Here is a 24832-nt window from a genome sequence, read left to right on the forward strand (position 1 = left end):
GTTGTCAGTCGTGGTCGAGGTCTTCGAAGTCGTATGGCAGCCGGTACTTGATGTAGCCCCGTAGGTGGTCGACGATGACGCTCGCTGCCGCTCCCACGAGGGGGTCTTCGGCCTTGAATCGGGTGGCCATGCCCTCCAATTCGTCCGCGCGCTCAGTGAGGACCTGCGCGGCGACTGCGCGCTTCTCTTCGGGGGTCATTTGTCTTCTCCGAGGTGGATGAGGGCGGTGCCGGTCATGTCGAAGACGATGGCGGACATGGTCAGCACGCCGGCGGTGCACAGGTTTCCGATCCCGGCGATGGTCGCGAGTGTCTTCATGCCGCGCTCGATTCGAGCTCGGTGAGCCAGGCTTCGGCTGTCGCGTCCAGCTCGGCGATGTCTGCGGCGATCGTGTGCAGGCGCCCGAGCGCGTTGAGCTTGTCCGGTCGGAATCCGGTCCAGTGCATGTCGCCGGCCACGATGACCGGTGCGGCCTGGTAGCCGAGGAGTTTCACCGCGGCGGCGGCCTCCGGGTCCTGGTCGACGTAGCGCAGTTCGTACGGGGTGCCCTGGCGGTCGAGGTGGCGTTTCGTGGCGACGCACTGCTGGCAGCCGGTCGTCTTCGCGAACAGGGTCACGGGAACAGGGTTGGTCACTGGGAGTCTCCAATCGGGGCAATGGTCAGCCAGATCGTGCCGGCGCGGCCCTTCTCGGCTGGGTGGATCACTGGCATCAGCTTCTGCATGTACTTCGGTGTGTCGTCCGGGACGACGTCGGCGTCGACGAGTCCGTCGCAGGCGGCTTTGAGGATGGGCACGAGGTTGTCCTCGTCCTGCCGGCGGTTGATCTTTGGCCGGTAGTGGAGGCACACGGTGACGTGTTCGCATCCCGTGGGGACCTTGGCTTGCATTGCGAGGAGCCATGCCTTCGTGCGGATCTCGCGGATGATGCGTGACTGGGGTGCCCAGTGCATTCGCTTGTTCATGGACAGCGGCGGTTCGGTGTAGTCGAGGTCGAGGATGTACAGACCGAGTTGCTCGCGAAGTTCGGCGCGACCTTCGGGTGTCGTCGGATCGCTCATGCGTCACCGTCCAAGGCTTTGCAGATCCTCCACAGAGGGATCAGCGCTTTTGCTCCATGCGGGGTGCCGTCCGGGTTGACCGTGAGCGCGCGGACACGGTCAAGAGCGGATGCCTGGTCGTCGTAGCGTTCAGCCGCTCGGTAGAGCGCGTGTGCGACGTCAGGGTGGCGGTGGTCGGCGTGCCACTCGGCCCACTTCCGCAGGTTGTCGGTGTTGATAGCGACTTCGACGCGGATCGTGCGCGTTTCGGGGGTCGTCGGATCGCTCACGACTGTGCCTCCGCTCGGTTCGCGGCTGCGAGACACCGAGCAGCCAGGTCCCGCAACTGGAATGAGTTGACGCCGTCGTTGACGCCGAAGTACTCGGGAACCTCGAGCTGAGTGCGGGAGTACGAGTACACGGTCAGGCGAATGTGTTCGTTGGAAAAGTCGGGGTTGCCCCACTTGTCCTTCTCCGGCTCGGGCAGTTCGACGATGCCGAATCGTTTTGAGACCTCGTTGAGCTGGTGTCCCAGGAGGTCACCGCCCACCCATCCGCACTGGCACACCGTCTGTTCCTCGGCGGGTTTCCTGGAGTCCCAAGAGCGCATCGCGTGCTTCTTGAACTCCTGGGCGAATTCGTCTCGGATGCTCATTTGAGGGGTTCTCCGTTCGCGAGTTTCGTTGCGGTCTCGGCGAGCCGGGCGATGAACGTTGCTCGGATCAGCGAGGCATCCGCTTCGTCGGTGACCTTCAGGACGGTTCCCTGGGGGCCGATCGCTCGGACGGCGTGCGCGGCGATCGTCTCTGCGAGCTGTCCGCTGATCCGCACTTCGCGTGCGCGGGCCTTGTCGGGGTTCTTCACTGCGAACCGTCTTCAGGTGCCGTCTCGGCGGCGCTGATTACGGTGTCGTCGGGGCCGAGGGTTACGCCCCCTTCGAATACGGGCGGCATTCCGGTCAGGAGGACTAGTTCGACGGTCCAATGGTCTTTGAGTCCCGCGTCCGGTCGCACGATGATGTCGCGCCCGATACATCCGGGCAGGAGCGTGTCGCCGACGCGGATTCCGTCGGGGCCGATTGTGATGGTCTTGCGGTAGTCGTCGATGGCACTCATGACTTCTCTTCTCTGTCGCGGTTGGCCGCCTCTACGAACAGGTCTGTCTCACAGAGGTTGAGCGTGTTGACGACCGGCTGGTCGCCGTGGTCGTGGGCACGGATGCACTGCCACTTCCCTTCGCGGCGAGCAACGATGCACTCCTCGGGGTCCAGATCGACAATGATCTGACCGCCCGGAATCCATCCGCCGGCGGAATACGATTCGCGATCTGAGGCATCCCATTCGTCGGCGGGATCGGCACCGGGATCCCCTCCCCTGTAGTCGCTCATCCCCACACCTGCTCCCGGTCGTCCTGTGTGCCGGCGAACCACACCGCGAAGCGGTACACGCCGAGGCCGGTGCCGGTCGCGAGGGCGACGCACGCGACGACGACGGCGGCGGCCGCGGCGTTCACAGTCCGACTCCGAGCGCAGCGATCAGCTCGAGCGTGGTCATGGCTTCGGCTTCGGCGCGGTCGTATCCCTGGGACTCGGCGTAGGCGACCCAGGCGTGGTGCGCCGCTCCGTGCGTGGCGAGTGGCCGGGTCGATTCGCGCGAGACGTTGTCTGCGGGCAGGCACACGCCGCCGCACGGGGCGGAGCGGATCGACTCGCACTTACGGCAGTCCCAGACTTCGAGGGTGGAGGACATGGTCATGCTGCACCGCCCATGATGTGGTCGTACCAACGCTTCACCCAGCGGGCATCACCGAGCGCGGTGTGCCGTTCGTCCTCGGTTGGTGGTTCAACTCCGCAGGCTCGTGAGAGATCGTCCGAGCGCCACGGCGGGGCGACGAACTCGGCTGCAGACTTCTCCCACTCGCGACTCTCGGCGTCCTGCGCGTCGCAGACCGCCTTCTCTGCGGCTTGGATCTTCTCGAAGTTGCCGTCCTTGTAGGCATCCCGGAGCTGCTGTTCCTTCTCGTACCGCTGGGTCCTCTTCTCGGTGAGGGCGGGTGAGTCTGCGGGGCACAGCGCGGAATTGACAGCGAGCCATCCGGCGGCGAGGGTTTCGACGTCGACGAGCTGGTAGTGCCAGGACGGGCAGAGCTTGTGTCGGCGGAGCATGGCGGCGAGGGTCTCGGTGTCGAAGTTCGGGACCGCGCCGACGATGATCGCGCCGCGGGTTGCCTTCTCGACCTCTATCGCGGCATCAACCTCGAGGAGAATGGCCCGCTGATCGCGCGGCACCAGAGCGCTCTCGATGGTGAGCGACCACGATGCCTTCGGTCCGCCCTTGAATCGTTCGTGGAACCGACCGACCTGCAGGCCTTTCAGTTCGGCATTGGTGTTGTCGACGTCGGCGATCTGGAAGCACTGTTCGGTTTCGGTGCCGTCTACGTCGCGGCGGATCCACGCGATCTCCCACGGCCGACGGTCGGCGTGCAGTCCGTTGGTCTCGGTGTCGAGGAACACGATCGGGCGGTCGGTCATCGGGTCTGCTCCTTGGTGATCTGAGCGGTCTGTTCGGGAAAGTCCTTGAGGATCTGGCGGAGTTCCCAGGCACACGCACGGAAGGTGGTCGCGGCCTCGACGCTCGTGTGGGGCGAGGAGGATTCCTGCTCCCACGAGACGATCGCCGCGGCGAGGATCTTCACGAGGCCCTCCGGAGGGTCCGGGTAGTCGCGCATCGCCCACATCCGGTTGCGGACCGCGGCGAACTCATGGACCGGGACGGGGACTTGCTGCAGCTCGCGCCGGGCAGGCTGCTCGCGAGCAGGGGTGGCTTCGGTGATTGGGTCAAGGCCGTCGAGAAGCGACTCGAGTGCGTCACGGGCGGTGCCGGTGAGGATGTACGTCTCGGTGCTCACTGGTCGCCGTCCTTCGCCGAGAAGCTGATCGACGTCACGCCGGCCTCGACCAGGAGCCCGGCACCCTCCTTGAGCACCGAGGTGATGGTGGTGTCCTTCGTTGCATTGCGTGGGAGCGAGTCGGCCGCCGGCAGCCGGACGTCCCACGCGTCGGCCCACTGCAGGTGACGCGCGCGTTCTTCGTCGGTGAGTTGCACCGGGGTGAGGAGTCCGAGGAACGATTCGCCGATGACGACGGTGAGCGTCCGGGACTCGGAGTGTGCGGTGATCTGGATCGTTTCGTTGTAGGCCTTGGCGGCTGCGGTGAACGCGGACACGATCTTCGGACTCATGTTCACGGTGGTGAGCGCAGTTTCGGGCATGCAGCGGATGCGGGAGATGGTGTGGGCGACGTCCGCGAACCCGGTGTAGGTGTCCATGCGGGGCAGCTCAAGGGCTTGGCCGTCGATGCCGGGCAGGCCGGAGACGTCGGCGATCTTCACGTAGTTGTCGCCGACCTCGATCTGCAGGATCGCTTCGGGCTCGTCGCCCTTGTCGGCCGGCGCCTTGAAGACGGAAAGGATCTTGCGGATCTGCTCGGACGCGAGATCGACGAGAATGCCGTCCTCGGGGATCGGGATGATGTCGTTCTCGGTTTCCCAGATGGAGACGATGGCAAGTCCGGATGTCCAGCCGTCGGTGGCGGTGAGCGTGATGTTGTGCGGGTCGATGGTGAAGCGCACCCGGTCAAGGATCTCGATCTTCGGGTTGGCGTGCGGGACGACTGCGGTGCATGCGCGTCGCAGGTCGTGGGTGGAGACGCAGATGGTGGTCACTGCTGTCCTTCCGGTGCGGGGTGTGGCGTTTCGAGGGGACTGGGGATCTCAGGCAGTCCAGGCCCGGCACTGCACGTGCTTGACGACGCCGGCGGGCAGCTGCTCGTCGCAGACCGAGCAGAGCCGGACGACGGGTGGCACGTTCGCCGCGGCTGACAAGATCGCGGATGCAACCGGAACGCTGTCTGTGACGCGGTATTTCGCGTGGGGATCGTCGGTCACGGTCAGCCCCGGCGGATCTCACGAAGACATCCGACGCAGACCAGATACGGCACGGTCGCATCGGATTTCCGGGTTGGGATCTGAGGGTCGATGCCGGCGGTGACGAGCCCTCCAGCGCACTTACTGCACATTCCGCCTTGCACGTCCGTAGGCGGTGTCCGTGGTCGAGGTTTCGGTTCCGGCTTCACTAATCCCGCTCTGCGCAGCACTCGTCGGACCGCGTCGGCATGCTGCTTGAAACCCTTCTGAACAGCTTTGTCTCGGTCCTCGAACGCCTTCACGATCCCTTCGTGGAAGCGTTGGTGTTGTTCTTCGTCGACGACGACCCCGGCGCACAGGTGGCACAGGGCGAATGCGCTGAACATTGGCGAGGTATTGGTCACTGGATTCTCGCTCCGTTGTTCGCTGCATCGACGAGCTCGCGGCGGTAGACGCGGAGGACACGAGCGCGGACGAAGGCGACGTTCAGCAGCGCCCAGCCGGTGAGCAGGACAAGCCAGCCCCAGTCGAGTGCAGCGAAGGTCAGGACGGCGACGACAAGGAGGACCTCGGCGATCGTGAAGAGGTTGAGCGTCTTCTTGGGCAGCGGCCCGTCGAGGTTGTCGGTCATCGGTTCGCATCCGTTCCGAGGGCCTCGTGCAGCTCGGCGATCATGTTGTCCTCGCCGCCGGTGCCGAACTGGCTCCACGTACGCAGCAGGGATTGAATCCGGTCGACAACGACACCCGGGGGCGGGTAGCCATCGGCCGGGTATCCGCCGACGTCCTGACGCTTCTTCTCGAGACCGTGGCTCATCGGTCGCTCCCCTGCTCCGGGTCTTCGAGGATCGTGGCGACGAGTGCGGTCGCCAGCTCGATGCGGGTTGCGCGGCTCAGCGGGCCGGTGGTGGCGATACGGACGCCGGTGGCCTCGTCGAAGGCGATCACGGCGCTCTCGTCGCTCGAGAACCACGGCAGGGTGATCGGCGGACAGTGCAGGATGGCGTACTGCGGTCCGAGTTCGTTTGCTACAGCGCGGAGATCGATGTCGGTGAGGTCGTTCGTCGTCATGATGATCGGCTTCCGAGGTAGGCGGCTGCGTTGTTCCAGGCTTCGGTCTTTCCTCGCGACGCGGACTTGCCGAGGGTCGCGAGGACGGGCCGGCGCAGGTGGTCGGGCAACCGTCTCCAGCACTCGGAGCAGGCGAAGGTGTTCGCGTGCAGGAGTCTGTGCGGGTGTCCTGGGCACCTGCGCCGGCGGGCGCTCACTTCTTGGTCTCCGGCAGGCTGCGGATCTGCACGGGCATGTCGAGGGATTCGACGGTGCAGGGGGTGTTGCCGCGCCACAGTCGTCCGGGCCGGTCGCCGATGGTGAAGACGCGACCGGAGTCGAGTTCGACGAATCGGGTGCCCTTGGCGAGGTGCCAGAGGATCCGGCTGTCGAAGATGACCGGTTCGGTCGCGTCGTCGGTGATCATGCGATGCGTCCTGTCGCGCCGATGATGTACAGGAATCCGATCCCGCAGATGACTGCGCTGAGGGCAAGGATCCACAGCCACATTTCAATGCCAGTGGGGCCGTCGACGATGACGTCCTCGACGAGCTCGGTGTCGTTGACGTCGACGACCTGGGCGTCGAGAACGTCGGACTTGGCGGGGGTGGTGAAGAAGTAGGCGGTGTCGACGGGCGTAGTGAAGAAGTGGGCGGTCAGCTCGTCGAAGATCGGGGTGTCGACCGGCTCGAGCACGGCGACGTTGGGGCGGGTAATGTTGGTGCTCGACATCGGGCTTCCTTGTCTGTTCGGTGTCGGTAGCCGTCAGCTGCGGTATCAGCTGGCGGCTTCTTTCTTGTTTGCTTCGTTCCGGACGGACTAAGCGGCAGTGTCGGTTGACGCTGTTGAGATCGACTCAGCAATAAGGCGCAACACCTGGACCGTCCGCGTTGGGAGCGGCTTGCCCCACTGGGACCTGCCTTGCGCTCTACCTGCTGAACGAATGCGTTCGAGTTCCTCGTCTGTCATGCCGCGTCCGAATTAACACGGCGAACAAAATCGAATGTCTCTCGGCCGGTGATGGTGGCAATGGCGAGGATCGTCACGTAGGACGGCTCGGATCCGTTGCGGAGTGCGTCAACGTCGGCGACATTGCAGCGTATGGCTGCGGCGAGCTGCTCGTCAGTGCCGAAGTTGTGGTCTCGCTTGAGTCGATCGATCAGACCGGGCTCAAGCTCTGCACGCATCTTCACTCTGGCCTCCAGGACGTTTGTCATCGAACGATGACAGTATGCCTCGAGTTGAGGATTGGTGTCAACAATTGAGGAATTTTTTCCACGCCTAGGGATTGACGATCGGGGTCACGTGATGACAGGATTCATCACATGGAACATAGGCAATGGCTCGAGAAGCTGCTCAACGGCGATTCCATCCGAACGGCCGCACGCAAGATCGGCATTGATCAGAGCACCATCACCAAGCAGCTCTCGCGAGGAGGCATCCGCCCCGAGAACGTCATCGCGCTCGCCCGGGCCTATGGCCATAAGGCTGCAGACGAACTCGTGGCCACTGGATACCTCAAACGGGCAGATGTAGAAGGCCTAGGCGTGGAGGAGGCATTGCGCCGTGCCACGAACGGTCAGCTCCTCACGGAGATCGACCGGCGCATGAACGCCGGCACTGGGTCGGTGTTCACCGAGACTCCAAGCAACGTTTCATCGAATCGTGACGATCTCCACCTTCGGGCCGTCTCTTATGAACATGATTACGAGGACGGAGAGGAAGACGATCACGGGTACATCCCGTAGAAAGGACACGATCTCGTTGGTGAGCAGGTTGATTTCAGTGGCAGCGACCCTCGGCGTGACAGTCGTCGAGGGTCGCCCCCTCCGGGGCCGCGCGGGGCACTATGACGATGAAACGCGAACTATCGTCCTGAGACCCGGGCTGACTCGCCGGCGCAAACGCGGCGTCCTCGCTCACGAGCTCGGCCATGCCTTCTATCGCCACATCCGCAGTTGCGATCCTTATCTGAAAGCACGGCAGGAACGACAAGCCGACGAGTACGCTGCGCGGTTGCTGATCACGGCGGACGAGTACGCTCGCGCCGAACAGATTCACGGCCCAAACGTCAGAATGCTCGCCTACGAACTTGATGTCACAGAGCCGATCATTCTTGCGTGGCGAAATATGTACCGTGCAGGCCGGTACACAGGGCGACGTCTCATTTCTGCCAGGTCAACCGAACATCTTCGGGGTTGAACACCCGACGAGTTCCCCTGACAGGCAGGATCTCGACCTTGACGAGTGTGCGCACTACTTCGCGACGGTGTTCGATGCTGGCTTCGTACCATCGTGCCTCAGCTTGAGGGCCGGCCATCTCGCCCACAATGGGTGACGATGCAGCTCTCCGAGCGCGGACTTCAAGTTCTTCGATTTGCGGGACGAGGGTTTTCTCCGCCTGCCCGACGACAGCGGAGGAAACCAGACCCTCGATCCCATCTTTGATGAACGAGTCAAGTCGGGCCTGGAGCACTCGAGCCTGGGCGTACAAGTCAGCAGCTTCGGTGCCTGTTGCGCCGATCGTACCAATCAGCGATGGCTCCTCGAGTCGACCTATGACAGCCGCTGTGACGTACTCATCGAGAGGCTTCATTTTCCTGGTGACGCAACCGTTTTCATTGCAGTGATAGGCTTCGTGGCCCTTCCTGTTGATCCGTCGCATGGTGCTGCCGGACTGTTCTCCGCAGACACCGCAGAGCGCAATCCCTGTCAGAAGGTGCCGCGGCGCCACCCCGCGGTGGGTCACCCGCGTCGGATCGGTGAGAATCGCGGTCAGTTTCTCTTGGTCCTCCGGCGTAATGAGTGGCTCCCATTTGCCCTTTCCGACCGGGGCACCCTGGTGCACGCGAATGCCAGCGTATGTCGGACGGAGAACCATTCTCTTGATCATCTGAGGCCGCCATGTCTGGGCGCCGGGCGGAGGAGGAGTGCCGCGTTCCCGGAAGTCGCGAGTGATCGCATGCAGTGTCTCGCCCGCAAGGATTCGGCGTGCCGCCTCCTGCACAATCAGCGACCCGGCTCCATCTGGAATTCGCTCAACGATCCGACCGGTCTCTGGGTCGCGCACAGCTCGGTATCCGTACGGGATCTTCCCGTGGGGTCGTCCGGCGAGCGCGGAGGCCCGAGCCGCGCGGAGAACATGCTCGCGGATGTTCTCAGCTTCACGTTCGGACAGGAGCGCGTCCAGTCCGGTGGTGAATCGGTCGTCACCGCGGTTCAGGTCGTAGGTGCGGCCGCTGTACGACCATAGGACACCACGGTCGGCGCAGAGGTTCCGTAACTGTACGTACGCTTCGAGGTCGCGCTGTGCACGGCTCGCAACCCACGTGACCAGAACATCGCCGGCACCGAGCGTATCGTGCAGTCGGCGCCACGCAGGGCGGTCCTTCCCGGAGAAACGCGATGCACCGATGTCGTTGTCTGTAAGGACTTCTGAGATCTCCCAGCCCTCACGTTCGCACACTGCACGGCACTCGGCTTCCTGCTCGGAGACGGAGCGGCCTCGCCCTGTTGGGTCGCTGCTGACTCGGCAGTAGATGATGGCGCGCACAAGCCAAACAATACATCCCTGTATTGACACTTAAGATTGTTCACCGCGCCCGGGTGGATGCTGTCGACCCGGATGTCGTGCTGTCCGAGTTCGGCGGCGAAGGCCCGCGCCATCCCGACGAGGGCGTGCTTGCTGGTCGTGTAGTGCACCAGATGTTCCTTGGCGCCCTCCGCCTCGACCAGCCGGCGTGTCTCGTGACGATCCCGCCTCCGATCGACGCGAGCCCAAAGGCGATTTCGGCGATTCGGGTCCTTTCGACGCGCGATATGCAGCAGAGTGTCAGTGATCTGTATCACTGCGCTACGCGAGGCACTTGGAGGATCGATGCGCATCACTGTCACCGTAGACGGAACGCAGTACACGGACGACGTGGAACCGCGACTGCTTCTCGTCCACTACCTCAGAGATCGACTCGGGAAGGTGGGCACGGTGGTCGGCTGCGACACGAGCAACTGCGGCGCCTGCACCGTGTTGCTCGACGACCGCAGCGTCAAGTCGTGCTCGATGCTCGCGGTACAGGCCGACGGACACTCGGTCACCACCGTCGAAGGGCTCACCACGAACGGCAGCCTGCATCCGGTCCAGGAGGCGTTCCGCGAGAAGCACGCCCTGCAGTGCGGCTTCTGTACGCCCGGGATGATCATGGCGACCATCGACCTGCTCTCCGAGAACTCCGATCCGAGCGACGAGGACGTACGGCACGGTCTCGAAGGAAATCTGTGCCGCTGCACCGGATACCAGAACATCGTGGCCGCTGCGCGTGACGCCGCTCAGCGACTGCGCGAGAACCCGGCCGCCACGCAGGAGGTATGACGATGACGAGCACCGTGGATCCCACCACCGACGAGGGCACCGGCGAATCCGAACTCGGCCGGGCACGCCGCCGCAAGGAGGACGAGCACCTCATCACCGGCCGCACGCGCTGGACCGACAATATCGTGCTCCCTGGGATGCTGCACGCCGCGATCCTGCGCAGCCCGATCGCGCACGCCCGCATCACCGGACTCGACGTCTCCGAGGCCCGGGGCAAGCCGGGGGTCGTCGCCGTCTACACGGGCGCCGACCTCGCCGAGGAGCAGGGCAGCCTGCCGTGCGCGTGGCCGATCACCGAGGACATGAAGACGCCGAACGCCCCGGCCCTGGCCGTCGACACCGTGCGGTTCGCGGGTGAGGCCGTCGCAGTCGTGGTGGCCCGCAGCGCATACGAGGCCCACGATGCCCTCGACGCGATCGACGTCGACTACGAGGACCTGCCGGTCGTGCTCGATCTCGAGAGCGCGGCGCAGGACGGCGACCTCGTCCACCCCGATCTCGGCACCAACGTCAGCGCGACATGGGTGTTCGACTCCGCCGAGGCCGGCAGCGGCGGCAACGTCGAGGACGCGATCCGCGACGCGGAGGTGGTCGTCGAACGGACCTTCCGGCAGCAGCGGCTCATCCCGGCCTTCATGGAACCGCGATCGGTCGTCGTCGACCCCACCGCCTCGCAGATCACCATGTGGTCGGCGACCCAGGTCCCGCACGTGCTGAAGCTGATGCTCGCGATGACCCTCGGTCTCCCCGAGCACAAACTGCGCGTCATCGCCCCCGATGTGGGCGGTGGTTTCGGCGGCAAGCTGCAGGTCACGCCGGAGGAGGTGCTCACGCTCCTCATCGCGCGTCGCCTACACAAGCCCGTCAAGTACACCGAGACGCGCAGCGAGTCGATGCTCGCCGCGCACCACGGCCGCGACCAGGTCCAGAAGCTGACCCTCGCCGCGCGCCGCGACGGCACCGTCACGGGCCTGAAGGTGGAACTGCTCGCCGATATGGGCGCCTACCTGCGTCTCGTCACCCCGGGTGTGCCGATCCTCGGCGCGTTCATGTTCAACGGCATCTACAAGTTCGACTCGTACCGGTTCGCCTGCACCAACGTGTTCACCAACAAGGTGCCCACCGACGCCTACCGCGGCGCCGGACGCCCCGAGGCCACCTTCGCGATCGAACGCATCATGGACGAGCTCGCCGTCGAACTGTCCATGGATCCCCTCGAGCTCCGCGAGAAGAACTGGATCAAGCACGAGGAGTTCCCGTTCGACACCGTCGCGGGCCTGACCTACGACTCGGGCAACTACGAGGCCGCGACCGCCAAGGCCCGAGAGTTGTTCGACTACGACGCATTACGGCGCGAGCAGACCGAACGACGCGAGCGCAACGACCCGGTGCAGCTCGGTCTCGGTGTCTCCACGTTCACGGAGATGTGCGGCCTGGCCCCGTCGCGGGTGCTCGGTTCACTCTCCTACGGCGCCGGCGGCTGGGAGCACGCCGCGATCCGCATGCTCCCCACCGGCAAGGTGGAGGTCGTCACCGGTTCGTCCGCGCACGGTCAGGGCCACGAGACGGCGTGGAGCCAGATCGTCGCCGACCGGCTCGGAATCCCGTTCGAGGACATCGAAATCCTGCACGGCGATACGCAGAGTTCACCGCGCGGTCTCGACACCTACGGCTCCCGCTCGCTCGCCGTCGGCGGCATCGCGGTCGTGAAGGCCGCCGAGAAGGTGGTCGCCAAGGCCCGGCCGATCGCCGCACACCTGCTCGAATGTTCCGAGGACGATCTGGATTTCGAGGCAGGACAGTTCCGCGTCAAGGGCACCTCGAAGTCCGTCGGGCTCACCGACGTCGCGCTCGCGGTGTTCGCCGCGCACGACCTGCCCGACGGTGTCGAACCGAACCTCGACTCCGAGGCGACCTACGATCCCGACAACTTCTCGTTCCCGCACGGCACCCACCTGTGCGTGATCGAGGTCGACACCGAGACGGGGCACGCGCGGATCCGCAAGTACGTGTGCGTCGACGACGTCGGGCACGTCGTGAATCCGCTCATCGTCGAGGGTCAGGTGCACGGCGGACTCGCCCAGGGTATCGCCCAGGCCCTCTACGAGGAAGCGGTGCACGACGAGTCGGGCACGTTGCTGAGTTCGTCGTTCGCCGAGTATCTGCTACCCACCGCGGTGGATCTGCCGCCCTTCGTCACCGATCGCACCGACACTCCGGCACCCGGTAATCCGCTGGGTGTCAAGGGTGTCGGCGAGGCAGGAACCATCGCCTCCACCCCGGCCGTCGTCAACGCCGTACTCGATGCGGTCCGGCCGTTCGGCGTCACCGACGTCGAGATGCCCTGTACACCGATGCGGATCTGGCACGCGCTCCGCGACGCCCGAGGAGGCACGCAATGATACCGGCCCCGTTCGACTACGTCGCCCCGTCGAGCGTCGACGAAGCGGTCGCCGCACTGACCGAGGCCGGTGAGGACGCGAAGGTCATCGCCGGTGGGCAGAGCCTCATGCCCGTCCTGCGCCTGCGGATGGCGGCACCGACCGTGCTCGTCGACCTCGGCAGGATCCCCGAACTGCGGGGCATCCGCGACGACGGCGACGCCCTGGTGATCGGCGCGACCACCACCCACCACGATGTGCTGCACGACCCGCTCGTCGCGGAGCACGCACGGTTGCTGGCCGAGGCGACGGCGACCGTCGCCGATCCCCAGATCCGGCACCGCGGCACGTTCGGCGGGTCGCTCGTGCACGCCGACCCGGCCGGGGATCTCGCGGCGCCTGCCGTGGCGCTCGAGGCGACCTTCACCGTGGCCGGTCCGTCCGGGCGTCGCACCATCGCGACGGACGACTTCTTCCAGGACTTCTTCACGACCGCGGTCGAGCCCGGAGAGATCCTCGTCGAGGTCCGGATTCCCAAGCACACGGGCTGGTCTGCGCGCTACGAGAAGTTCCATCGCGCGGCCCAGCAGTGGTCCATCGTCGGGGTCGCTGCGACCCTACAGGCGTCCGGCGACACCATCGAACGGGCGAGGATCGCGCTTACCAACATGGCGGCCGTGCCGGTCCGGGCACGCGGCGTCGAGGAATCGCTGATCGGTAAGCCCGCGACGGTCGATACGATCCGGGAGGCCGCCGAGCTCGCCACCGACGGCACGGCTCCCATGACCGACGGGAATGCCGACGCCGAGTATCGGAGCCACCTCGCCCGGGTACTCACCCGACGAGCGGTCACCACTGCCTCCGGGGTCTAGGCGTTTTCCACGCCGAACACCGAGATCCCGGACCACCTACGAACTTGAGGACCCCATGCAACTCGAACACACACTGTCCGTTCCCGCCCCGGTCGACGAGGTGTGGACCGCCCTGCTGAATCCGGAGAAGGTCGCGCCGTGCATGCCGGGTGCGACGCTCACCGGGGTCGACGGCGACACGTTCACCGGGACCGTCAAGGTGAAGCTCGGACCGGTGGCGCTCACGTTCAAGGGCACCGGCGTGTACGTCGAAAAGGACGAGACCGCCCGCCGGGCGGTCATCGAGGCCAATGCGAAGGACACCCGAGGCAACGGCACGGTGGCCGCGACCATCACCGTCACCCTCACCGGCGACGGCGACCGCACCGACGGCATCGTGAGCACCGACATGAAGATCACCGGCAAGCCCGCCCAGTTCGGGCGGGGGATGATCTCGGATGTCGGTGGGAAGATCCTCGAGCAGTTCGCGGACTGCCTGTCGAAGAAGCTCGGACCCGAAGCGACGGCCTCTTCTGTGTCCTCCTCCGCGGCGGCCACTGAGGCAGCCGAGTCGCAGCCCAACGAGTCCGTGCCGGCGAGCCCACCGCTCACCGCCTCGGGTTCGGGCGACGAGCCTGCCGGTGGAGCATTCGTCGGGGCCGGTGCCGGGGATGACGACTCCGCGCAGACGCGGCCGAACGAGTCGGTTCCACCCAGCCCGGTGAGCGCCTCACCGGCACCGGCGATGACCTCGACGCCTCCCACGCCATCGACGACTCCCGCCCCGGCCGCGCCCCCGCAGCCCGAGGCCGAACCGCTCGACCTCATGCAGTACGCGAAGGGATCGGTCGCGACGCGGGTCGCGCCGGTCGGAGTGGTCGCGATTCTCGTCGTGGTCATCGCGGTGATCCTCCAGCGTCGATCGGGACGCTGACCTCGTCGGATCCACTCGAACGCTGCGGATCGGACCCCGTCGAACGGGCCGGTCCGCAGCGTTCGTCGTCGTCAGCCTGCCTGTGCTGCGACGCGGCGACGCCCGATCGGGTCGAGCTGCGCACGGAGCCAGGCGTGCGCGGGATCCGCATCGCGCTCGGCGTGCCAGACCGCGAATTCGCGCAGGGGCGGCAACTGGAAGGTCGGTTCCAGGATGCGCAGGAACGCCATCTCGGCGAGGTGCCGGGCCAAGCGCTCGGGCAGGAACGTGACCATGCGGGTGTTCTCCAGGGCGTACGGAAGCACCGCGAGGTTGCCGCTGGTCGCGCCGACCTGGGCCACCGCCCCCGCACGCAGCAGAGCGCGGCCGAGGTTGGTGTCGTCGGAATACTGCGCGTAGGACAGCAGCGGGTAGCGGCCGAGCACTTCGCGGGTGAGCTTGGTGCCGGTGTACGGGTGGCCGGACCAGACCGCCCCGACGAGTCTGTCGGTCAGCACGACCTGCCTCCGGCAGCTCTCGAACTCCGGGGATTCGAGCACGTGTTCCGGTAGCACCGCGAGATCGATCTCGAACCGGCGGAAGGCATCGAGACCGGCACCGTTGAACGGCAGCAGATCGAAACGGATGCCGGCCGGGGTGCTCCCCCGGACCAGCAGACGCAGGAGGGTGATCGCGGCGTAGTCGCCGGTCATGATGGTGAAGGTGCGTGAATCCGTCGCGGGATCGAAGCCGGGCGCAGCCAGTACCGAGCGCTCGAGGGTCCGCAGCACCTCGCGGAGCGGTTCGACGATCGCCTGGGCACGCACGGTGGGACGCAGTGTGCGGCCGCTCTTCACGAGAAGCGGATCGTCGAATAGCTTGCGCAACCGGGCGAGAGCCGTACTCGTCGCCGGTTGCGACATGTTCAGTCGCCGCGCCGCGCGCGTGACATTGCGTTCGGAGAGCAGGACTTCGAGGACGACGAGCAGGTTGAGATCGACCCGTCGCAGATCCATGCGCCCCCCTGACATCGAAACCCGGCGGAACGGGAAATTCCGGCGGCATCGTAGCGCACGACCGTGATGTATACACAAGATCGAATACCAGCTATCGGACTTGGACGGCGATCTTGTGAGCGCAGCGAAGTACTACCTACTCTGACCCACGTCCTGACGGCAGCGAACCGTGATTCGCCCTGGCCCGAATTTCCAAGGCGAAGTTCTTTACTTGCCGAAGTCCAGTTTCGGCCGGCCGCCGACTCAGGCAGGTAGAGAGGCTCGGGGGGCGAAACGTTGTGAGTGTCATGAGGAAATTCCGGCAGTACACGCCGGACAACTGGCGTCTGTGGCGCAGGATGACCGCAGTCGTCGCCGTCCCCATCGTCGCAGCGACCCTGTACGGCTCGCTCCGCGTCTACGACCTCTACCAGGAGAACGACGCCTACAGCGCCGCCGCCGAGAACGTCTCCATCCTGCCGACCCTCGCCGACTACGCCACCAGTGTCACCGGCGCCGCGGCAGCGACGATCCTGTCACTGCCCGTCGACAACGGCGCCCAGGTCGCCCGCGAATCCGCCGCGACGCTGCGCGACCACATCGACGCGAAGGATCTCGATCCGCAGATCGCGGCGATGATCAACCGCATGCTCGCCGAGGGCGAGAGCCTGCTCGACAGCGCGTCGTCGGGAACCCTGGCGCCGACCGTGGCCAGCGAGCGCGCCGAAGGATTCGTCATCCGCGCCCAGGCTGCCTACCGCGCCATCACCACCACCACGGACGACCCCACCGTCCAGCGCGAGAGCGCGACACTTCTCGACCTGTGGGACACCCAGTGGTCCCTGCTCGACCAGGTCCTCGCATACTCCGCGCTGAGCGCCGGAACCGACGGTGCCCTGCTCATGTGGAACAACGCCCTCGGTGTCGAGTCCGCGCGACTGGCCGTCCTCCGTGACACCTTCGTCGAGAACGAGACCGCCGACTCCTCCCGGGTCGACGGTCTGATGACCCAGCTCGAGAATCGCCGCAGCCTCACGGCCAACCTCGACAACGAAGCGGGCAACGTCGCCGCTCTGCGCGGGTCGCTCTTCGAGAGCCTCATGATCTACCAGGAGGAGGTCGCCGGTTCCGCGACCCGAGCCGTGGCCGCCCTCGACGACCTCGCGGCCGGAGCACGCACCGAAGCCCTCAAGAACGCCATCGGTGTCGCGATCATCCTCGCCCTCGCCCTCGCCCTGGCGATCGTGATCGCGATGTCGCTCGTCCGGCCGTTGCGCCGACTGCGCGACGACACCCTGCGCACCGCCGAACAGGATCTGCCCGCCGCACTCGCTGCGATCAAGGACGGCGCCGAGATCGAATCCGTCACACTGGATCCGATCCGCGTCTACACCCGCGAGGAGATCGGCGAGGTGGCGCGCGCCGTCGACAGCATGAACGAAGGCGCCCTACGTCTGGCCGGCGAGCAGGCCCAGCTGCGCCGGCAGGTCAGCGAGATGCTCGAAACGCTCGCCCGCCGCAACAAGACGCTCGTGGAACAGCAACTGGCGCTGATCGATTCGCTCGAACACGAAGAGCGCGACCCGACGCGTCTGCAGAACCTGTTCGCGCTCGACCACCTCGCCGCCCGCATGCGGCGCACGGGCGACTCGCTGCTCGTCCTCGCCGGTACCCGCCAGCGCCTCGGCCGCGTCCCCGACACACCGCTCGTCGACGTCCTGCGCGCATCCCTCTCGCAGGTCGAGAACTACCAGCGCGTGAACATCGGAAATGCGCCGGACGGCAATCTGGTCGGCAGCGCCGTCACCGACGTCGTCCACATGATCGCCGAGCTCCTCGACAACGCACTGCGCGCCTCACCGCCCGAGAGCACCGTGGCGTTCGCGTTCTCCCGCGCCGTCGACGGCGGCCTCCTCCTCGAGATCGCCGACCGTGGAATCAGTATTCCCGCAGATGAACTCGCCGACATCAACATGCGGCTGGGTTCGGACGGCGAAGCCGGATCCGGCGCCGCACGGCGAATGGGTCTGTTCGTGGTCGCGCGCCTCGCCGAGCGTCACGACATCACGGTGCGTCTGCGTCCGACCTTCGACTCGTCCACCAATGCCGGCATCACTGCGAGCATCTACCTGCCGACCAGCCTGCTCAAGGGAACCGGCAGGAACCACGACGATCCGTACCGGATCGATCGGCCGCGCCGCCTGCCCGATCCCCCGTCGGAGTACGGCGAGCAGTTCCACGCCGACCCGGCATCCGGATCGCAGCCGGTGGTCGGAAGCCGTCACTCGGCACCCACCCCCGCTCTCGCGACGCCCGGGACGAGTCCGGGTATCCGGCGCGGACAGCTGCACGAACGATGGGTTCCCCGCGGCGCGGGACAGTAGGCGACGCGGACAACGGACAGCGGGCGGGCGGTCTGCCATCCTGACGGCATGACCGTTCCCCGCGTCGACGTCCACCAGCACGTCTGGCCGGCACCGCTCGTCGCTGCGTTACGGGCACGCACCCGTGCGCCGCGGCTCGTCGGATGGACGCTGTACCTCGGCGGTGAACCCCCGTACGAGGTGCGACCGGAGGATCACTCGATCGCCCAGCGGGCCGAGCTCGCGGCGCAGGACGGCATCGACTTGGCGCTGGTGTCGTTGTCGAGCCCGCTGGGGATCGAAACGCTTCCCGCAGCCGACGGGGCCGGCCTGCTCGACGCCTACCACGAGGGAGTGCTCGCGCTGCCGCACCCGTTCGGGGCGTGGGCGGCAGCGTCGGTCGACGATCCCGATCCCGCGGCGCTGCGCGAGGTGCTCGGGGCGGGATGCGTCGGTCTCCAGCTTCCCGCCACCGCGTTGGCGGATGCCGACGGCTACGCGCGGTGCGCCCCGCTCCTCGACGAACTCGACCGCGTCGGTGCTCCCCTGTTCGTGCATCCCGGGCCCGCCGCGGCCGATCCGTCGGCTCCGCCGTGGTGGCCGGCGATGGTGTCGTACGTGGCGCAGATGCACACCGCGTGGTTCGCCTGGCACGAGTACGGGGCCCCTCGCCTCCCCGGACTGCGCGTGGGGTTCGCGATGCTCGCCGGGCTCGCGCCGCTGCACGCCGACCGGATGGCCGCGCGCGGCGGACCGGCGACGGTCCCGTCGGCCGGAGTGTTCGTCGACACCTCGTCGTACGGTCCCGAGATCGTCGAGGCCGTGGCGTCCGGCCTCGGCCCCGACCGCGTCGTGCTCGGTTCGGACCGCCCGTACGCAGCACCGTTGCTGTTCGGCGACGCGCGCGACGAGCCCGTACGGCGACGCAATCCGGCCCGGTTGTTCCGAACGTCACACGAGTGAAAATCTTGACAGTGCCGCATCCGGCCGCTGAAGTGAGCGGCATGCATCTTCCGGCGACCCTGCGGCATCGCAGACTTCATGTGGACTACGTCCGCATCGCCGGTGGTTTCTGTGGTTGTCGCGCCTGTCGTTGATCCCGGCCCGAACCACTTCTCCTGCCCGGACGGCCCTACGATCCCGTCCGGCTCCCGTTCCGAGGAACCACGATGCCTGCTGCTCTTCTGTCCCCCTCCGTGCGCGTCGATCTCGCCGAGATCGTCCGTGACATCGCCGCGGACGTCTCCCGCTGGCGGCCGCTCGTCCGCTTCGACGAAACCGAACGCTGGTACACCCGGCTCGCCGTCGCCGGCGACTACGAGGTGTGGTTGCTGAGCTGGCTTCCCGGGCAGCGCACCGGGATCCACGATCACGGTGGGAGTGCCGGCGCGTTCGCCGTCGCGCAGGGACAGGTCCGGGAGGACACCGTCGACCAGCCGTGGTCGGAAGATCTTCCCGGGCAACGCGTGACGCTCTCCCGCACCCATCTGTCGACGGGTGTCACGCGTCGATTCGACGGTCGGCACGTGCACGAGGTCGTCAACGACGGTCCCGTCCCGGCGGTGACCGTGCACGCCTATACCCCCGCGCTGGACTCGATGAGCCGATACCGTCTCGAGCGCGGCATCCTCGCCCTCACGACCTCGGAGCGTGCCGGCGACGACTGGTGATCCACTCGTGACAAATCCGGCACAGTGGGTATCCGCCGGGATAGAGTCGAAAACCGACCGTGCCGCATCCGAGGGAGCAACCCGTGAAACGCTTCGCACGCACCACCGCGCTTCTCGCCGTGTCCGTATTCGCCCTGGCCGCCTGTTCCGGCGGCGGAGACGAGGATCCCCTCGCCGGAGACACAGCGGACGGAGGCGCGATCGTCGTCGGTTCGGCGAACTTCCCGGAGAACGTCCTGCTCGCGGAGATCTACTCGCAGGCGCTCGAGAGCACGGGGGCCGAGGTCACCCGCCAGTTCAACATCGGCAGCCGCGAGATCTACTACGACCAGGTCGCCTCGGGTGCCATCACGCTCGTCCCGGAGTACAACGGCGCACTGCTCGCGCGGGTCGACCCCGACAGCACCGCCTCGACGACGGAGGACGTCAATGCGGCCCTGTCCGAAGCCCTTCCGGACGGGCTCGAGATCCTGGCCTCCGCCCCCGGTGAGAACAAGGACGCCCTCGTCGTCACCGAGGAGACCGCGCAGCGCTACAACCTCGTGAGCATCGCCGATCTCGCGCCGGTCGCCGGCGAACTCGTCCTCGGCGGACCGCCGGAGTTCGAGACGCGTCAGCAAGGTGTCGTGGGTCTGCGTGAGGTGTACGGGGTCGAGTTCCGCGAATTCGTCCCCACCGACACCGGTGGCCCCATCACCATCCGCGCGCTCTCGGACGGCACCGTGCAGGCCGCGAACATCTTCACCACCGATCCGTCGCTGAGCACCGAACCGTTTGTTGCGCTGGAGGACCCGGAATCGGTCTTCGGAGCCCAGAACGTCACCCCGCTGGCGCATCGCGCCGATCTCGACGACGACCACGTCGCGAAGATCGACGCCGTGTCCGACAAGCTCACCACCGACACCCTCGTCGTCCTGGTCGGACAGGTGGTCACCGACGGTCGCGACATCGACGTCGTCGCCGAGGAGTGGCTGCAGCAGAACGATCTGAACTGACGGAAGTCGGTGCCACGTGATCACATTCGACAACGTCGGGAAGCGTTATCCCGACGGGACCGTCGCCGTCGACGGACTCTCGCTGGAAGTCCCGACGGGCACCCTGACGGTGTTCGTCGGGCCGTCGGGGTGTGGGAAGACCACCTCGTTGCGCATGATCAACCGGATGGTCGAGCCCTCGAGCGGGCGTGTGCTCGTCGGGGGCCGCGACGTCCGGGACGAGGATCCCCGGATCCTGCGCCGGGGCATCGGATACGTCATCCAGCACGCCGGGCTGTTCCCCCATCGCACAGTGATCGACAACGTCGCCACCGTGCCCCGGTTGCTCGGCGCGAGCCGTAAGGAGGCCCGCGCGACCGCGATGGACGTGCTCACCCGAGTCGGCCTCGGAAAAGAACTGGCGCAACGCTATCCTGCTCAGCTGTCCGGCGGGCAGCAGCAGCGTGTCGGTGTAGCACGTGCGCTGGCGGCCGATCCTCCGATCCTGTTGATGGACGAGCCGTTCTCCGCGGTCGATCCCGTGGTCCGCAAGGATCTGCAGGACGAACTCCTGCGCCTGCAATCGGTGCTGGCCAAGACGATCGTGCTCGTCACCCACGACATCGACGAGGCGATCAAGCTCGGCGACCGCGTGGCCGTCCTGCGGCCGGGCGGGGCGCTCGCTCAGTACGCTACTCCGGAGGATCTTCTCACCTCCCCCGCCGACGATTTCGTCGCCGGATTCCTCGGCGTCGACCGCGGTGTGCGACTCATGTCGTTCTTCTCGTCCGCCGACCTGCCGCTGCGAACCGATCCGATCGTCACCCGCGATGCCGCCGAACTCGCCGTCGGCGACGGCTGGCTTCTCGTCGTCGACGACGACGGACGCCCGACGGGGTGGCGCGACGGCAGTGCCGATGCGGAATTCCTGCCGGCCGGAAAGCCGTTCGTTCCCGGGCGGGATCCGCTGCGCGTCGTGCTCGACGCGGCCGTGCTCTCACCGTCGGGCCATGCCGTGGCGGTGGACGACGACGGACGTGCGCTCGGGGTGATCAGTGGCGAAGAGGTGACCGCGGCGGTCCGCGCGGCGCACAACCACAGGGAGGCCGGCACCCCGTCTCCGCTCGCGATGCGGAAGTTGCGGTGAGCCTGCGGATTCCCGGTTATCTCGGGACGTTCTGGGAACTGCTCGGCGATCATCTCGTCATGGCCCTCGGCGCGTCGCTGCTCGGCCTCGTCCTCGCTCTGCCGCTGGGCCTCGCGTGCGTGCGGTGGCCGCGGGTGTACGCCCCGGTACTCGCGGTCTGCAGTGTCCTGTATTCGATTCCGTCGCTTGCCTTCTTCGTCCTGCTCATCGCGTTCACCGGGATCAGCCGGACGACCGTGATCCTCCCGCTGGCCGTCTACGCGCTGGCGGGCCTCGTCCCGAACGTCGTCGACGGATTGCGTGCTGTGCCCGACAGTGTCCGCCAGTCGGCGGTGGCGATGGGATTCTCGACGCCGCGCCGGTTGCTCACCGTCGACCTGCCGCTGGCGATCCCGGCGGTCATCGCGGGGTTGCGGGTCGCGACGGTCGCGAACATCAGCATGGTGAGCGTCGGAGCGCTGATCGGCATGGGTGCCTTCGGCGCGTTGTTCACCGCCTCGGTGCAGCTCAACCGACTCGGTCTGGCGATCATCGGCATCATCGCGACCGTCGTGATGGCACTGGTCGTCGACGCGGTGCTCGTGCTCGTCCAGCGTCTCGCCACGCCGTGGATGCACCGCACCTCGAAGGTGCGCCGATGACGACGCTGCTGAACTATCTGGCCGAATACTTCGGCGACTCCGCGAACTGGTCGGGCGCGTCCGGGATCCCGACGCGACTGGCCCAGCACTTCGGCTATACCCTGCTCGCGTTCGTGATCTCCGTGCTCCTCGCGTTGCCGCTCGGCCTGTGGACCGGGCACACGGGCCGCGGCGGTGTGCTCGTGTCGCTCACAGCGAACGCCGCACGCGCCCTCCCCACCTACGGCCTGCTCGTGTTGCTGGTCGTGCTGTACGGGATCGGGCTCGTTCCGGTGATGGTGCCGCTGGTGGCACTCGCGATCCCACCCATCCTGTTGAACTCCTACGAAGGGATCCGCGGGATCGACCCGGCGCTGACCGACGCCGCCCGCGGGATGGGGATGACCTCGTCCCAGATCCTGCTGCGGGCCCAGCTGCCGGTGGCTCTGCCGCTGATCCTCGTCGGCCTGCGCACCGCCGCCGTGCAGATCGTCGCGACCGCCACGATCGCCGCGGCAGTGAGCTTCGGCGGGGTGGGAAGGCCCATCGTGGACGGTCTCGCGCGCAGCGACTACGCCCTGGTCGTGGGCGGTGCCGCCCTCGCCGGGATCTGCTCGCTGGTGATCCTCGCGCTCTTCGCGGTCCTCGGCCGACTGCTCGTCTCACCCGGCGTCCGGGCCTCGCGCGACTAGCTCGTACGATCCCTCCTTCGGAACCGACAAACGTGTCGGTGGCCCGGAGCACACTGGAGGTCGAGACGAAGTCCTATCGAGGAGGCGCAGGTGCGATGTATGCGCAACGCGAAACCTACTTCGGCTGGACGTCTCGGCGCGTACCCCTGTACGCAGCCGCGCAGCCCACGGCATCCCCGGCCACACCGGCCGCATCCGGCCCGAGCATCCGTCCCGAGGACGAGCGCGTTCCCTCGGGCGTAACGCTCGACCGCATCCTGCCCGAGTCCGTGCTGCATGGCCGTCTGGTCGCGTATCACGACGCGGACGAGGACAGGGACTACGTGGCCGTGGCGGTCGGCGCGGTGGCGGGCGAGAACGATGTACCGGTCCGGGTGGCCGAGGAAGAGACGCTCGTCGTGTCCGCGGCCCGCAGCATGATCGATGGGATCCTCGTCGGCACGGAGAACGACGACCTCGACGAACTGGAGGTCGCCCGTCAGCTCCGCTTCGGCGGACCGGTCCGCGACCTGCTGGAATACATCGGAGCACGGTCGGTGGTGGTCGACTGGAGCCCCGCTGTGGCGTGATCCGACAGAGCCGTGGCGTGATGTGATCGCGTCCCCGCAATCGCGGATGTGTGACGCGCCGATACACACATCTGCAACGACACAGCATTCAGGTGGTACGGTCGTAGGCGTCCCCGTGACCAAAACGTAATAATTCGGGGATTATCGCAGCCCTGGTGTGGGTACTCAAGCCTTCGGGTTCCACTGGGAGGGTGACCGGAAGTGGCGATGCCGGACTGACAGCTACGCCCGTCGGGGGCAGCCCGGCACCGCCACTTTCGACCCACACTCTCCGGGACCGGACTCTTCCGAGTCCCGGTTCTCAGTTCTCCGTTACCGCTGCGGCTGCGGCCGTCGCCGCCAGAGCGGCCGGCGCCTCGACCGCGAGGAGATGACCCACCTCGGGAAGCGCCACGAAATGAGCACCCATGTCGTCGGCCAGCTTGTTCAGCGCGTCCACCTGTACGAGGGGGTCCTTGCTTCCCACGACGACCTCGACCGGACGCCCGCGCCAGCGGCGCAGCACGGCCCGATCGATGCGGGGCATGTTCGTCAGCGACGTGCAATACGCACCGACGCGGCAGGACCACCGCAGGGTCTGTTCGTCGGGCCGGTAGTCGTATCCCGCGAGTGCTCGAAGGTACCGCTCGGTGTTCTCGAAGTTGGGCTCGTTGCGCCACTGCAGGCCGGGGATGAGGGCGCGGTTCCACCGGACGCGCGGGACGAGACCCAGCGGCGCCGCGATCACCAGCTTCTCGATCCGGTCAAGATCCTCCACCGCAGCGGCCACGGAGGCCGACCAGCCGAGACCGATCACGGGAATCCGCTCGACGCCGAGTGCATCGAGCACCTCGACGAGCCAGTGGCCGTAGACGCTGTGGATCCGGCTGTCGGGCCGGCTGCCCGCGCTCGCACCGGGAAGGCCCGGGACATCCACGAGCACCACCCGGTGGCGCTCGCCGAACTGCTCGGCGAGCAGACGCAGCCCCGCCGCCGGGAGATCGCCACCCGCGAGCACCACGATCGGCGGTGCGGTCGCAGGACCCGTGGTGAGCACGTAGGTGTCACCCAGCGAGGTGCGGGCGACGTGCTCCTCGACGGGACGCTCCCAGTAGGTCAGCAGTCCTGCGCACGCGTGGTGGATCACGCTGCCGTCTCCGGGGCAGCGGTAGGGCGAACGTGTCAGCAACGCCATCATCCTCCTACCCGGACGATTCCGGGGACGACGAGGGATTCACGGAACGGCATGAATGGATCTTCTTTCGTGGGGTACGAGCGTCTTTCGCCGACCAACCTCGGGC

Annotated in this window: 38 protein-coding genes and 1 pseudogene; 14 read left to right on the top strand and 25 right to left on the bottom strand. The window is 66.7% G+C overall.

Annotated features, from left to right (window positions below; genetic code table 11):
• Positions 1-4: 4 nt before the first annotated feature.
• The 21 genes from BO226_RS19690 to BO226_RS19775 form a co-directional block, all read right to left on the bottom strand.
• Positions 5-199 carry a hypothetical protein gene (locus BO226_RS19690; RefSeq protein ID WP_071935943.1) on the bottom strand — a complete coding sequence of 65 codons (195 nt, stop codon included), beginning with the start codon at positions 197-199 and terminating at the stop codon, positions 5-7.
• Positions 196-318 carry a hypothetical protein gene (locus BO226_RS28465; protein ID WP_269666617.1) on the bottom strand — a complete coding sequence of 41 codons (123 nt, stop codon included), beginning with the start codon at positions 316-318 and terminating at the stop codon, positions 196-198. The genes BO226_RS19690 and BO226_RS28465 overlap by 4 nt, the downstream gene beginning before the upstream one ends.
• Positions 315-635: a glutaredoxin family protein gene (locus tag BO226_RS19695; RefSeq protein ID WP_083543689.1), complete on the bottom strand. Its 321-nt coding sequence runs from the start codon at positions 633-635 to the stop codon at positions 315-317. The genes BO226_RS28465 and BO226_RS19695 overlap by 4 nt, the downstream gene beginning before the upstream one ends.
• Positions 632-1060 (bottom strand): hypothetical protein, encoded by a 429-nt coding sequence (locus BO226_RS19700; RefSeq protein ID WP_232238001.1) that lies wholly within the window; start codon positions 1058-1060, stop codon positions 632-634. Before BO226_RS19700 ends, BO226_RS19695 begins: the two co-directional genes overlap by 4 nt.
• Positions 1057-1329, bottom strand: coding sequence for a hypothetical protein (locus tag BO226_RS19705; protein WP_071935944.1), 273 nt, complete (start codon positions 1327-1329; stop codon positions 1057-1059). The genes BO226_RS19700 and BO226_RS19705 overlap by 4 nt, the downstream gene beginning before the upstream one ends.
• Entirely contained in the window at positions 1326-1694 is a 369-nt protein-coding gene (locus tag BO226_RS19710) for a hypothetical protein (protein ID WP_071935945.1), read from the bottom strand. Before BO226_RS19710 ends, BO226_RS19705 begins: the two co-directional genes overlap by 4 nt.
• Positions 1691-1903, bottom strand: a complete 213-nt coding sequence (locus BO226_RS19715) for a hypothetical protein (protein ID WP_071935946.1) — start codon at positions 1901-1903, stop codon at positions 1691-1693. The genes BO226_RS19710 and BO226_RS19715 overlap by 4 nt, the downstream gene beginning before the upstream one ends.
• Positions 1900-2154 carry a hypothetical protein gene (locus BO226_RS19720; protein WP_071935947.1) on the bottom strand — a complete coding sequence of 85 codons (255 nt, stop codon included), beginning with the start codon at positions 2152-2154 and terminating at the stop codon, positions 1900-1902. Before BO226_RS19720 ends, BO226_RS19715 begins: the two co-directional genes overlap by 4 nt.
• A complete protein-coding gene (locus BO226_RS19725; protein ID WP_071935948.1) occupies positions 2151-2426 on the bottom strand; it encodes a hypothetical protein in 276 nt (91 codons plus the stop codon). Before BO226_RS19725 ends, BO226_RS19720 begins: the two co-directional genes overlap by 4 nt.
• Positions 2423-2551, bottom strand: a complete 129-nt coding sequence (locus BO226_RS28470) for a hypothetical protein (RefSeq protein WP_269666618.1) — start codon at positions 2549-2551, stop codon at positions 2423-2425. Before BO226_RS28470 ends, BO226_RS19725 begins: the two co-directional genes overlap by 4 nt.
• Positions 2548-2793 carry a hypothetical protein gene (locus BO226_RS19730; RefSeq protein WP_156895288.1) on the bottom strand — a complete coding sequence of 82 codons (246 nt, stop codon included), beginning with the start codon at positions 2791-2793 and terminating at the stop codon, positions 2548-2550. The genes BO226_RS28470 and BO226_RS19730 overlap by 4 nt, the downstream gene beginning before the upstream one ends.
• Positions 2790-3569, bottom strand: coding sequence for a hypothetical protein (locus BO226_RS19735; RefSeq protein WP_071935950.1), 780 nt, complete (start codon positions 3567-3569; stop codon positions 2790-2792). The genes BO226_RS19730 and BO226_RS19735 overlap by 4 nt, the downstream gene beginning before the upstream one ends.
• Entirely contained in the window at positions 3566-3946 is a 381-nt protein-coding gene (locus BO226_RS19740; RefSeq protein ID WP_071935951.1) for a hypothetical protein, read from the bottom strand. The genes BO226_RS19735 and BO226_RS19740 overlap by 4 nt, the downstream gene beginning before the upstream one ends.
• Positions 3943-4761, bottom strand: a complete 819-nt coding sequence (locus BO226_RS19745; protein ID WP_071935952.1) for a hypothetical protein — start codon at positions 4759-4761, stop codon at positions 3943-3945. Before BO226_RS19745 ends, BO226_RS19740 begins: the two co-directional genes overlap by 4 nt.
• A gap of 48 nt (positions 4762-4809) precedes the next feature.
• Positions 4810-4983, bottom strand: coding sequence for a hypothetical protein (locus BO226_RS27265; protein WP_156895290.1), 174 nt, complete (start codon positions 4981-4983; stop codon positions 4810-4812).
• Between the two features lie 379 nt (positions 4984-5362).
• Positions 5363-5593, bottom strand: a complete 231-nt coding sequence (locus BO226_RS19750; protein ID WP_071935953.1) for a hypothetical protein — start codon at positions 5591-5593, stop codon at positions 5363-5365.
• On the bottom strand, positions 5590-5778 hold the full coding sequence (locus BO226_RS19755) for a hypothetical protein (RefSeq protein WP_071935954.1): 189 nt from the start codon (positions 5776-5778) through the stop codon (positions 5590-5592). The genes BO226_RS19750 and BO226_RS19755 overlap by 4 nt, the downstream gene beginning before the upstream one ends.
• A complete protein-coding gene (locus tag BO226_RS19760; protein ID WP_071935955.1) occupies positions 5775-6032 on the bottom strand; it encodes a hypothetical protein in 258 nt (85 codons plus the stop codon). Before BO226_RS19760 ends, BO226_RS19755 begins: the two co-directional genes overlap by 4 nt.
• A gap of 193 nt (positions 6033-6225) precedes the next feature.
• Positions 6226-6438, bottom strand: a complete 213-nt coding sequence (locus BO226_RS19765; protein WP_071935956.1) for a hypothetical protein — start codon at positions 6436-6438, stop codon at positions 6226-6228.
• A complete protein-coding gene (locus BO226_RS19770) occupies positions 6435-6743 on the bottom strand; it encodes a hypothetical protein (RefSeq protein ID WP_071935957.1) in 309 nt (102 codons plus the stop codon). The genes BO226_RS19765 and BO226_RS19770 overlap by 4 nt, the downstream gene beginning before the upstream one ends.
• 233 nt (positions 6744-6976) lie before the next feature.
• Positions 6977-7228, bottom strand: a complete 252-nt coding sequence (locus BO226_RS19775) for an XRE family transcriptional regulator (protein ID WP_232238002.1) — start codon at positions 7226-7228, stop codon at positions 6977-6979.
• Between the two features lie 108 nt (positions 7229-7336).
• Here BO226_RS19775 and BO226_RS19780 point away from each other — a divergent pair, with 108 nt between their 5' ends.
• Positions 7337-7759 carry a helix-turn-helix domain-containing protein gene (locus BO226_RS19780; RefSeq protein ID WP_071935958.1) on the top strand — a complete coding sequence of 141 codons (423 nt, stop codon included), beginning with the start codon at positions 7337-7339 and terminating at the stop codon, positions 7757-7759.
• Positions 7713-8213: an ImmA/IrrE family metallo-endopeptidase gene (locus BO226_RS28770; RefSeq protein WP_156895362.1), complete on the top strand. Its 501-nt coding sequence runs from the start codon at positions 7713-7715 to the stop codon at positions 8211-8213. Before BO226_RS19780 ends, BO226_RS28770 begins: the two co-directional genes overlap by 47 nt.
• On the opposite strand, the gene BO226_RS19790 is transcribed toward BO226_RS28770, so the two are convergent.
• Both BO226_RS19790 and BO226_RS27270 read right to left on the bottom strand, forming a co-directional pair.
• Positions 8176-9564 (bottom strand): recombinase family protein, encoded by a 1389-nt coding sequence (locus tag BO226_RS19790; RefSeq protein WP_071935960.1) that lies wholly within the window; start codon positions 9562-9564, stop codon positions 8176-8178. The two genes, BO226_RS28770 and BO226_RS19790, sit on opposite strands and share 38 nt — an antisense overlap.
• A 38-nt stretch (positions 9565-9602) precedes the next feature.
• Positions 9603-9716, bottom strand: a pseudogene (locus BO226_RS27270) (SDR family oxidoreductase); the annotation flags it as partial.
• Positions 9717-9888: 172 nt separating this feature from the next.
• Here BO226_RS27270 and BO226_RS19800 point away from each other — a divergent pair.
• Genes BO226_RS19800 through BO226_RS19815 form a run of 4 tightly spaced genes read left to right on the top strand, consistent with a single transcriptional unit; the run spans position 9889 to position 14543 of the window.
• Positions 9889-10377 (top strand): (2Fe-2S)-binding protein, encoded by a 489-nt coding sequence (locus BO226_RS19800; protein ID WP_006550769.1) that lies wholly within the window; start codon positions 9889-9891, stop codon positions 10375-10377.
• A 2-nt stretch (positions 10378-10379) separates the two neighbouring features.
• Complete coding sequence (locus BO226_RS19805) at positions 10380-12779, top strand: xanthine dehydrogenase family protein molybdopterin-binding subunit (protein ID WP_071935968.1); 2400 nt, start codon at positions 10380-10382, stop codon at positions 12777-12779.
• Positions 12776-13630 (top strand): FAD binding domain-containing protein, encoded by an 855-nt coding sequence (locus tag BO226_RS19810; RefSeq protein WP_064256799.1) that lies wholly within the window; start codon positions 12776-12778, stop codon positions 13628-13630. Before BO226_RS19805 ends, BO226_RS19810 begins: the two co-directional genes overlap by 4 nt.
• A gap of 55 nt (positions 13631-13685) precedes the next feature.
• Positions 13686-14543: an SRPBCC family protein gene (locus tag BO226_RS19815; protein WP_064256798.1), complete on the top strand. Its 858-nt coding sequence runs from the start codon at positions 13686-13688 to the stop codon at positions 14541-14543.
• Positions 14544-14614: 71 nt separating this feature from the next.
• Here BO226_RS19815 and BO226_RS19820 read toward each other — a convergent pair whose 3' ends face one another.
• Positions 14615-15538, bottom strand: coding sequence for a LysR family transcriptional regulator (locus tag BO226_RS19820; RefSeq protein WP_064256797.1), 924 nt, complete (start codon positions 15536-15538; stop codon positions 14615-14617).
• A 287-nt stretch (positions 15539-15825) separates the two neighbouring features.
• Between BO226_RS19820 and BO226_RS19825 the strand changes: the two genes are divergently transcribed.
• The 8 genes from BO226_RS19825 (at position 15826) to BO226_RS19860 (ending at position 23552) form a co-directional block, all read left to right on the top strand.
• Complete coding sequence (locus BO226_RS19825) at positions 15826-17901, top strand: sensor histidine kinase (RefSeq protein ID WP_064256796.1); 2076 nt, start codon at positions 15826-15828, stop codon at positions 17899-17901.
• Between the two features lie 48 nt (positions 17902-17949).
• Positions 17950-18843, top strand: coding sequence for an amidohydrolase family protein (locus tag BO226_RS19830; protein WP_064256795.1), 894 nt, complete (start codon positions 17950-17952; stop codon positions 18841-18843).
• A 206-nt stretch (positions 18844-19049) separates the two neighbouring features.
• Positions 19050-19550 (top strand): cysteine dioxygenase, encoded by a 501-nt coding sequence (locus BO226_RS19835; protein WP_064256794.1) that lies wholly within the window; start codon positions 19050-19052, stop codon positions 19548-19550.
• A gap of 83 nt (positions 19551-19633) precedes the next feature.
• Entirely contained in the window at positions 19634-20545 is a 912-nt protein-coding gene (locus BO226_RS19840; protein WP_064256793.1) for an ABC transporter substrate-binding protein, read from the top strand.
• 16 nt (positions 20546-20561) lie between these two features.
• The gene (locus tag BO226_RS19845; protein WP_064256792.1) at positions 20562-21671 is read left to right on the top strand and encodes an ABC transporter ATP-binding protein; all 1110 of its coding nucleotides are present in this window, start codon (positions 20562-20564) and stop codon (positions 21669-21671) included.
• A complete protein-coding gene (locus tag BO226_RS19850) occupies positions 21668-22312 on the top strand; it encodes an ABC transporter permease (RefSeq protein WP_064256791.1) in 645 nt (214 codons plus the stop codon). Before BO226_RS19845 ends, BO226_RS19850 begins: the two co-directional genes overlap by 4 nt.
• Positions 22309-22983, top strand: a complete 675-nt coding sequence (locus BO226_RS19855; protein ID WP_006550780.1) for an ABC transporter permease — start codon at positions 22309-22311, stop codon at positions 22981-22983. Before BO226_RS19850 ends, BO226_RS19855 begins: the two co-directional genes overlap by 4 nt.
• A 95-nt stretch (positions 22984-23078) precedes the next feature.
• Positions 23079-23552, top strand: a complete 474-nt coding sequence (locus BO226_RS19860) for a hypothetical protein (protein WP_019290568.1) — start codon at positions 23079-23081, stop codon at positions 23550-23552.
• 301 nt (positions 23553-23853) lie between these two features.
• On the opposite strand, the gene BO226_RS19865 is transcribed toward BO226_RS19860, so the two are convergent.
• A complete protein-coding gene (locus tag BO226_RS19865) occupies positions 23854-24726 on the bottom strand; it encodes an alpha/beta fold hydrolase (protein WP_041803497.1) in 873 nt (290 codons plus the stop codon).
• Between the last annotated feature and the right edge of the window lie 106 nt (positions 24727-24832).

Origin of the sequence: Rhodococcus sp. 2G (assembly GCF_001886355.1) — a bacterium.
Taxonomy (GTDB): Bacteria; Actinomycetota; Actinomycetes; order Mycobacteriales; family Mycobacteriaceae; genus Rhodococcus; species Rhodococcus pyridinivorans.

What these genes read in the sequence shown, in the direction of transcription:
- BO226_RS19690 (WP_071935943.1), bottom strand. Translation starts at nt 199, where the DNA reads ATGACCCCCGAAGAGAAGCGCGCAGTCGCCGCGCAGGTCCTCACTGAG.
- BO226_RS28465 (WP_269666617.1), bottom strand. Translation starts at nt 318, where the DNA reads ATGAAGACACTCGCGACCATCGCCGGGATCGGAAACCTGTGCACCGCC.
- BO226_RS19700 (WP_232238001.1), bottom strand. Translation starts at nt 1,060, where the DNA reads ATGAGCGATCCGACGACACCCGAAGGTCGCGCCGAACTTCGCGAGCAA.
- BO226_RS19710 (WP_071935945.1), bottom strand. Translation starts at nt 1,694, where the DNA reads ATGAGCATCCGAGACGAATTCGCCCAGGAGTTCAAGAAGCACGCGATG.
- BO226_RS19720 (WP_071935947.1), bottom strand. Translation starts at nt 2,154, where the DNA reads ATGAGTGCCATCGACGACTACCGCAAGACCATCACAATCGGCCCCGAC.
- BO226_RS19725 (WP_071935948.1), bottom strand. Translation starts at nt 2,426, where the DNA reads ATGAGCGACTACAGGGGAGGGGATCCCGGTGCCGATCCCGCCGACGAA.
- BO226_RS19730 (WP_156895288.1), bottom strand. Translation starts at nt 2,793, where the DNA reads ATGACCATGTCCTCCACCCTCGAAGTCTGGGACTGCCGTAAGTGCGAG.
- BO226_RS19735 (WP_071935950.1), bottom strand. Translation starts at nt 3,569, where the DNA reads ATGACCGACCGCCCGATCGTGTTCCTCGACACCGAGACCAACGGACTG.
- BO226_RS19750 (WP_071935953.1), bottom strand. Translation starts at nt 5,593, where the DNA reads ATGACCGACAACCTCGACGGGCCGCTGCCCAAGAAGACGCTCAACCTC.
- BO226_RS19755 (WP_071935954.1), bottom strand. Translation starts at nt 5,778, where the DNA reads ATGAGCCACGGTCTCGAGAAGAAGCGTCAGGACGTCGGCGGATACCCG.
- BO226_RS19760 (WP_071935955.1), bottom strand. Translation starts at nt 6,032, where the DNA reads ATGACGACGAACGACCTCACCGACATCGATCTCCGCGCTGTAGCAAAC.
- BO226_RS19765 (WP_071935956.1), bottom strand. Translation starts at nt 6,438, where the DNA reads ATGATCACCGACGACGCGACCGAACCGGTCATCTTCGACAGCCGGATC.
- BO226_RS19770 (WP_071935957.1), bottom strand. Translation starts at nt 6,743, where the DNA reads ATGTCGAGCACCAACATTACCCGCCCCAACGTCGCCGTGCTCGAGCCG.
- BO226_RS19775 (WP_232238002.1), bottom strand. Translation starts at nt 7,228, where the DNA reads ATGACAAACGTCCTGGAGGCCAGAGTGAAGATGCGTGCAGAGCTTGAG.
- BO226_RS19780 (WP_071935958.1), top strand. Translation starts at nt 7,337, where the DNA reads ATGGAACATAGGCAATGGCTCGAGAAGCTGCTCAACGGCGATTCCATC.
- BO226_RS28770 (WP_156895362.1), top strand. Translation starts at nt 7,713, where the DNA reads ATGATTACGAGGACGGAGAGGAAGACGATCACGGGTACATCCCGTAGA.
- BO226_RS19800 (WP_006550769.1), top strand. Translation starts at nt 9,889, where the DNA reads ATGCGCATCACTGTCACCGTAGACGGAACGCAGTACACGGACGACGTG.
- BO226_RS19805 (WP_071935968.1), top strand. Translation starts at nt 10,380, where the DNA reads ATGACGAGCACCGTGGATCCCACCACCGACGAGGGCACCGGCGAATCC.
- BO226_RS19810 (WP_064256799.1), top strand. Translation starts at nt 12,776, where the DNA reads ATGATACCGGCCCCGTTCGACTACGTCGCCCCGTCGAGCGTCGACGAA.
- BO226_RS19815 (WP_064256798.1), top strand. Translation starts at nt 13,686, where the DNA reads ATGCAACTCGAACACACACTGTCCGTTCCCGCCCCGGTCGACGAGGTG.
- BO226_RS19820 (WP_064256797.1), bottom strand. Translation starts at nt 15,538, where the DNA reads ATGGATCTGCGACGGGTCGATCTCAACCTGCTCGTCGTCCTCGAAGTC.
- BO226_RS19825 (WP_064256796.1), top strand. Translation starts at nt 15,826, where the DNA reads ATGAGGAAATTCCGGCAGTACACGCCGGACAACTGGCGTCTGTGGCGC.
- BO226_RS19830 (WP_064256795.1), top strand. Translation starts at nt 17,950, where the DNA reads ATGACCGTTCCCCGCGTCGACGTCCACCAGCACGTCTGGCCGGCACCG.
- BO226_RS19835 (WP_064256794.1), top strand. Translation starts at nt 19,050, where the DNA reads ATGCCTGCTGCTCTTCTGTCCCCCTCCGTGCGCGTCGATCTCGCCGAG.
- BO226_RS19855 (WP_006550780.1), top strand. Translation starts at nt 22,309, where the DNA reads ATGACGACGCTGCTGAACTATCTGGCCGAATACTTCGGCGACTCCGCG.
- BO226_RS19860 (WP_019290568.1), top strand. Translation starts at nt 23,079, where the DNA reads ATGTATGCGCAACGCGAAACCTACTTCGGCTGGACGTCTCGGCGCGTA.
- BO226_RS19865 (WP_041803497.1), bottom strand. Translation starts at nt 24,726, where the DNA reads ATGGCGTTGCTGACACGTTCGCCCTACCGCTGCCCCGGAGACGGCAGC.